Source organism: Myceligenerans cantabricum (assembly GCF_054777735.1).
On the sequence record NZ_BAAHAJ010000001.1, the window covers coordinates 320,687 to 327,023 of the forward strand.

The following is a 6,337-nucleotide window of genomic DNA, read 5'->3' on the forward strand; positions in this document are numbered from 1 at the left end:
CGGGGCGGCTGGGTGACAGGCTCCAGCCTACCGGTCGCGCACCGCGGGACCCGGAGGTTCTCCACAACCCCCGGAGTTTGACATCGGTTCTCGCACGGCGTGAGAATCGTTCTCATGAATCGCCGACTTCTCGCACTGCCCGCCGTCGCCGCGGCCGCGTCTCTGCTCGCCGCCGGATGCACCGCGGCCGGCGGGTCCGGCTCCTCCGGGTCGGACGGCGTGGCCGTGCTCGCCTCCTTCTACCCGCTCCAGTACGTCGCGGAGCAGGTCGGGGGTGACCTCGTGCGGGTGGACAACCTCACGCCGCCGTCGGCCGAGCCCCACGACCTCGAGCTCGCCCCGGCCCAGGCGCGCCGGATCGGCGACGCCGACCTGGTGGTGTTCCTGTCGGGAATGCAGCCCGCCGTCGACGAGGGCGTGGAGACCCGCGCCCCGGAGCACGTCGTCGACGCGGCCACCTTCGCGGACCTGGGCGAGGAGGACGAGCACTCCGAGGACGGCGAGGACGGCGAGGACGGCGAGGAGGGGGACGAGCACGGGCACGACGGCGCAGACCCGCACTTCTGGCTCGACCCCAGCCGGATGGCCGCGCTCGGCCAGTCCGTGGCGGACGAGCTCGCCGTCGTCGACCCCGAGCACGCGGACGAGTACGCCGCCGGCGCCGTCGAGCTCGGCCGGCAGATGGAGGACCTCGACCAGGAGTTCGCGGACGGGCTCGCGACCTGCGCGGGCGCGACGCTCGTGACGAGCCACGCCGCGTTCGGCTACCTGGCCGACCGCTACTCGCTGCAGCAGGTGTCGCTCGCCTCCTTCGACCCCGAGGCCGAGCCGTCTCCCGCGCGCCTGCGCGAGGTGGCCGACATCGCACGCGAGAACGACGTCACCACCGTCTACACCGAGACGCTCGTGAGCCCGAAGGTCGCCGAGACCCTCGCCGGCGACCTCGGCCTCGGCACCGCCGTCCTCGACCCGCTGGAGGGGCTGAGCGAGGACGCGACCGCGTCCGGCGCCGACTACGTGAGCGTCATGCGTGAGAACCTGGACGCACTGGCGGAAGGACTGGTGTGCGAGTGAACGAACCCCGCGGACCCGTGGTCGAGGTCGAACGCCTGCACGTGCACGCGGGCGCCAGCCACATCCTGCGCGGCATCGACCTGTCCGTCGGTGCGGGGGAGACCGTGGCGATCCTCGGCGCCAACGGCTCCGGCAAGTCGACCCTCGTGAAGGCGCTGGTCGGCACCATGGCGACGTCCCGGGGCACCGTCCGGCTGCTCGGGGCCACCCCCGGGACCGACCGCGTGCCGTGGGAACGGGTCGGCTACGTGCCGCAGCGCGTCGGCGCCCGCACCGGCGTCCCGTCCACCGCCGCCGAGGTCGTCGCGTCCGGCCTGCTCAACGGCCGCCGCTGGTGGCTCCCGCGGGGCTGGCGCGCCCGTGTGCGCGACGCGCTCGGCGAGGTCGGCCTCGCGGACCGCGCGGAGTCCGCCATGCACCTGCTCTCCGGCGGCCAGCAGCAGCGCGTGCTCATCGCACGCGCGCTCGTGCGGGACCCTGACCTGCTCGTCCTCGACGAGCCGGTCGCCGGCGTCGACCGGCCCAGCCAGGAGGCGTTCGCCGAGACCGTGCGGCGGCTCGGCGCGCGCGGCGTCACCGTGCTCGTGGTGCTGCACGAGCTCGGCGAGCTCGCCGGCCTGGTCACCCGCGCCGTCGTCCTGCGGCACGGCCGTGTCGTGCACGACGGCGCCCCGCCACGGCCCCGCACCGGCCACGGCGCGGAGAGCCATCACCACCAGCATCCCCACGACGACGAGGCGCGCCGTCGCTCGCCCCTGACCCAGCACCCGGTCCCCGGGAGCCCCGAGGAGGTCGCCCCGTGACCGTGCTCAGCGAGATCGGCTACATGCTGACCGACCCCTTCATGCAGCGCGCCCTCGTCGCCGCGCTCCTGGTGGGCGCCGGGGCGCCGGTCGTCGGCACCTACCTCGTGCAGCGGCGGCTGTCGTTGCTCGGCGACGGGATCGGCCACGTCGCCCTGACCGGGGTGGCCCTGGGCTGGCTCGTGGGCGCCGCGCTCGGGATCGCGCCCGACGCGCTCGCCGTCCCCGGGGCGGTGGTCGCCGCCGTCGTCGGTGCCCTCGCGATCGAGCTGGTACGACGCCGCGGACGCACCTCCGGCGACCTGGCCCTGGCCATCATGTTCTACGGCGGCATCGCGGGCGGCGTCCTGCTGATCGGGCTGGCCGGCGGCTCCAACGGGAACCTGATGCAGTACCTGTTCGGCTCGATCTCCACCGTGTCCGACACCGACCTCGTGCTCACCGTCGTGCTGTCCATCGTGGTCCTGGCCGTGGGGATCGGGCTGCGCGCCGCGTTGTTCTCCGCGACCCACGACGAGGACTTCGCCATCGCCTCCGGGCTGCCGGTGTGGCTGCTCAACGCGCTGGTCGCCGTGGTGGCGGCGCTGACGGTGACGGTCGCGATGCGGGTGGTCGGCCTCCTCCTGGTCAGTGCGCTGATGATCGTGCCGGTCGCCGTGGCGCAGCAGCTCACCCACTCGTTCACGCGCACGATGGGCACGGCCGTCGTCGTCGGCGTGGTCGTCTGCGTGACGGGTCTGACCATCACCTACTTCCAGGACGTCTCGCCGGGAGCCACGATCGTGGTGCTTGCGATCGCGGTCTACGCTGTGGCTGCGATCGTGCGTCCGCTCGTCGCACGGCGCGCGCCGTTCCAGGACCCTCACCCCGACCTGCCCGACGACGTCGAGCTCCCGCCGGGCGAACGGGTGGGGGCAGATCAGGAGGTGTGCACGTGACTCGTATGACCCGGCAGCGGGCCGCCGTCGCCGAGGCGCTCGACCAGCAGGACGAGTTCCGCTCGGCCCAGCAGCTCCACGAGGTGCTGCGCGCCCGGGGCGACTCGGTCGGCCTGGCCACCGTGTACCGGACGCTGCAGACGTTCGCCGACGCGCAGGAGGTGGACCTGCTGCGCAACGCCGACGGCGAGGTCCTGTACCGGCGCTGCGCACGGGCGGAGCACCACCATCACCTGGTGTGCCGGTCGTGCCGCCGCACCATCGAGATCGACGGGCCGACGGTCGAGGCGTGGGCGGCCAAGGTCGGCGCGGTCCACGACTTCACCGACATCGACCACACGATCGAGCTGTGGGGCACCTGCAAGGACTGCCGCGCCTGACGCCTCCAGCCCCCGCAGTCACACCTCCCCACCCCCTACGGCCCCGAGCCGATCCCGCGATGTCGACCACGCCAGGTTGCGTGGTGGGAACGTGGCCACCCCGCAACCTGGCGTGGTCGCGTGCCCGGCTGCGGGTCGGGGGGAGGGTGAGAGCTGGGTCAGGTGGAGGCTCGGTGCACCAGGGAGGTCGGGAGGGTGATGCCTGCCGGCTCCTCGCCGGACATCACCTCGTGCAGGAGCCGGACCATCTCCGCGCTGATCCGGCCGAACGGCTGCCGCATCGTCGTGAGCGCGGGGTGCATCGCCGCGGCGACGCCGGAGTCGTCGAACCCGCCCACGGCGACGTCGCCGGGCACGCTGCGGCCCGCTGCCTGGAGGGTGGCCAGCGCCCCGGCGGCCATGAGGTCGGACGCGACGAACACGGCGTCCAGGTCCGGCCGGCGCTCGAGGAGGTCCGCCATCGCGACGCGTCCCGACTCCCGCGAGTAGTCACCGGTCGCGACCAGGGTCTCGTCGTAGTCGCGCCCGAGCGCGTCCCGGTACCCCTCGAGGCGCAGGGTGCCGCCGGGCGTGTCGAGCGGTCCGGTGATGGTCGCGATGCGGGTCCGCCCCCGGTCGCGGAGGTGGCGCGTCATCGTGACGGCGCCGGTCCGGTCGTCGGCAGCGACGTGTCCCACGCGGCCCTCGAAGCCGAGCGGCACGCCGCAGGCCACGACCGGGACGTCGTGCTCCAGCAGGTCGGAGACCATCGGGTTGCCCCGGTGGGACGAGATCAGCAGCACCCCGTCCACGTGCCCGGCGGCGACGTACCGGGAGATCTGCCGCCGCTCGGACACCGTCCCGGCCACCATGAGCAGCAGCGGCATCTCCCGCTCGGAGAGCTCCTGCGCGACCCCGCGCAGCAGCACGGAGAAGTTGGGGTCCTCGAACAGCAGGTGCTGCGGCTCGGTGAGCAGGAAGGCGATGGAGTTCGACCGCGACGTGACCAGCGAGCGCGCGGCCTGGTTGACCACGTACCCGGTCGAGGAGATCGCCGCCTCGACGGCGGTGCGGGCGTCGGCGGAGACCCACTTCCCGCCGTTGAGCACGCGCGACACCGTGCCTCGGGACACGCCCGCGGCCGCCGCGACGTCGCGGATCGTAGGTCTCCTGCCCGTGCTCACGCCTTGACCGCTCCGGCCGCGAGGTCGACCTGCCAGAACCGCTGCAGCAGCAGGAACAGGGCGACGAGCGGGATGATCGACAGCAGCGCGCCGGTCACCACGAGCGTGTACATGGCCGGCGCCGAGGCGCCTTGGTTGAGCAGGCCGGAGAGTCCGACGGTGAGCGGGAAGAGCTTGTCGTTGCCGAGCATGATGTAAGGAAGCATAAAGTTGTTCCAGATCGCGACGAACTGGAACAGGAACACCGTCACCAGTCCGGGCGTCATCATGGGGATCGCGACCTGCACGAACGTGCGCAGCTCGCTCGCCCCGTCGGTCCGCGCCGCCTCGACGACGTCGTCCGGGACGGCGGCCGCCGCGTAGATGCGGGCCAGGTAGATGCCGTACGGGCTGATGATGCTGGGCAGCAGCACCGACCAGTACGTGTTCGTGAGCCCGACCTGCGCCAGGAGCAGGTACTGCGGGATGGCGAGGACGACGCCGGGCACGAGCACCCCGGCGAGCAGCACGTTGAACACCGCGGTCTTGCCGGCGAAGCGGTACTTCGCCAGGCCGTACCCGGCCATCGCGGAGACCACGGCGGAGAGCGCCGCGCCCACGCCCGCGTACAGCGCGGTGTTGAGCATCCAGCGCCAGAACAGCCCGTCGCGGTACGCGGACAGCTCCGCGACGTTGTCGAGCAGGTGCGTCGACGGCAGGAACGTCAGCGTGGAGAACAGCTCGGACGAGCTCTTGGACGCCGCGAGCACCACCCATGCCACGGGCAGCAGGCAGTAGACGGCCCCGATCAGCAGGATCGCGGTGGCGGCGGCGCTCGGCCGGTCGCCGGCGCGGCGGTCCCTGCGCCGTGACGCGGGCGTGGCGGGGACGGCGACGTCCCGGGTGGCTGTCACTGCGGTCATCGTTCCTCCGAGGAGAACGCCCGGGACTGCACGAGACGCAGGAACCCGAACGAGAGCACGAACGTCGCCACCGCGATGATCACGGACGTCGCGGCGGCGGAGTACAGGTCGCCGCGGGTGAACGCGTCCCGGTACACCTTCATCAGCGGGGTCCACGTGGTGGAGATCGAGTTGGACAGCGGCCGCAGGGTGGTCGGCTCGGCGAACACCTGCAGCGTGGCGATCATCGAGAACACGAAGGTCATGATGATCGAGGGGGTGACGATCGGGATCTTGATGCGCCAGGCGAGGCCGACCTGCGACGCACCGTCGAGCTCGGCGGCCTCGTACAGCTCGGACGGGACGGCCTTGAGCGAGGTGTAGATCACGACCATGTTGAAGCCGATGCCGGCCCAGACCGCGACGTTCGCGACCGCGAAGAGGACCAGGTCCGACTCGAACAGGGACGGCACGTTCCAGCCGAACCGGTCGAACACCCAGTAGAAGGGGCTGACGGCCGGCAGGTAGAGGAAGCCCCACAACAGGGACGAGATCACCGCGGGCACGGCGTACGGCAGGAAGATCGCGATGCGCGAGAACCGCCGGGCGCGGGCCCGGCGTGCGTCCAGCAGCAGCGCGAAGAGCAGCGCGGAGCCGAGCATGATCGGGACCACCACGAGGCCGTACAGCCCCACCCGGCCGACGGACGCCAGGAACTCGGGGTCGGCGACGGCGGACACGTAGTTCCCGACGCCGTTCCACACCTCCTGCCGCGAGCCGGAGCCCAGGCCGAGGCCCTGCACCTGCTCGGTGCGGAAGCTGAGATAGACGGAGTAGCCGATCGGCGCCGCGAGGAACATCGTGAACAGCACGATCGCCGGGGCGAGGAAGCCCCAGGGCGCGCTGCGGCGGCCGAGGCCGGCGACCCGTCCCGGTCGCGCTGGTCGCGCCGGGGTGCGGGGCGGGCGTTCCGGGCCGGGGGCGGACGCCGGCCGGCGGGCCGCGAGGGCCCGCCGGCGCGGCGTGTCCGGCCGGGGGGAGGAGGTCACCGTCACTCCGCGACGTCGAACCCGGCGCCGACCAGGTCATCGACCGTGA

Annotated in this window: 7 protein-coding genes; 4 read left to right on the forward strand and 3 right to left on the reverse strand. The window is 72.7% G+C overall.

Going from position 1 to position 6,337, the window contains the following annotated elements; translation table 11 throughout:
• Positions 1–114: 114 nt before the first annotated feature.
• From ACYU96_RS01525 to ACYU96_RS01540, 4 genes are read left to right on the forward strand one after another with little or no spacing between them, the layout of a single operon-like run.
• On the forward strand, positions 115–1,074 hold the full coding sequence (locus ACYU96_RS01525; RefSeq protein WP_460748402.1) for a metal ABC transporter substrate-binding protein: 960 nt from the start codon (positions 115–117) through the stop codon (positions 1,072–1,074).
• Complete coding sequence (locus ACYU96_RS01530; protein ID WP_460748405.1) at positions 1,071–1,877, forward strand: metal ABC transporter ATP-binding protein; 807 nt, start codon at positions 1,071–1,073, stop codon at positions 1,875–1,877. Before ACYU96_RS01525 ends, ACYU96_RS01530 begins: the two co-directional genes overlap by 4 nt.
• Positions 1,874–2,815 carry a metal ABC transporter permease gene (locus ACYU96_RS01535; protein WP_460748407.1) on the forward strand — a complete coding sequence of 314 codons (942 nt, stop codon included), beginning with the start codon at positions 1,874–1,876 and terminating at the stop codon, positions 2,813–2,815. The genes ACYU96_RS01530 and ACYU96_RS01535 overlap by 4 nt, the downstream gene beginning before the upstream one ends.
• Before the next feature lie 5 nt (positions 2,816–2,820).
• Complete coding sequence (locus tag ACYU96_RS01540) at positions 2,821–3,195, forward strand: Fur family transcriptional regulator (RefSeq protein ID WP_460748438.1); 375 nt, start codon at positions 2,821–2,823, stop codon at positions 3,193–3,195.
• Positions 3,196–3,353: 158 nt separating this feature from the next.
• Here ACYU96_RS01540 and ACYU96_RS01545 read toward each other — a convergent pair whose 3' ends face one another.
• The 3 genes from ACYU96_RS01545 to ACYU96_RS01555 are packed head-to-tail and all read right to left on the reverse strand — an operon-like array spanning position 3,354 to position 6,288.
• On the reverse strand, positions 3,354–4,358 hold the full coding sequence (locus ACYU96_RS01545) for a LacI family DNA-binding transcriptional regulator (protein WP_460748409.1): 1,005 nt from the start codon (positions 4,356–4,358) through the stop codon (positions 3,354–3,356).
• Positions 4,355–5,260, reverse strand: coding sequence for a carbohydrate ABC transporter permease (locus tag ACYU96_RS01550; RefSeq protein ID WP_460748412.1), 906 nt, complete (start codon positions 5,258–5,260; stop codon positions 4,355–4,357). The genes ACYU96_RS01545 and ACYU96_RS01550 overlap by 4 nt, the downstream gene beginning before the upstream one ends.
• Positions 5,257–6,288, reverse strand: coding sequence for a carbohydrate ABC transporter permease (locus tag ACYU96_RS01555; protein WP_460748415.1), 1,032 nt, complete (start codon positions 6,286–6,288; stop codon positions 5,257–5,259). Before ACYU96_RS01555 ends, ACYU96_RS01550 begins: the two co-directional genes overlap by 4 nt.
• Positions 6,289–6,337 lie beyond the last annotated feature (49 nt).

What these genes read in the sequence shown, in the direction of transcription:
- ACYU96_RS01525 (WP_460748402.1), top strand. Translation starts at nt 115, where the DNA reads ATGAATCGCCGACTTCTCGCACTGCCCGCCGTCGCCGCGGCCGCGTCT.
- ACYU96_RS01540 (WP_460748438.1), top strand. Translation starts at nt 2,821, where the DNA reads ATGACCCGGCAGCGGGCCGCCGTCGCCGAGGCGCTCGACCAGCAGGAC.
- ACYU96_RS01550 (WP_460748412.1), bottom strand. Translation starts at nt 5,260, where the DNA reads ATGACCGCAGTGACAGCCACCCGGGACGTCGCCGTCCCCGCCACGCCC.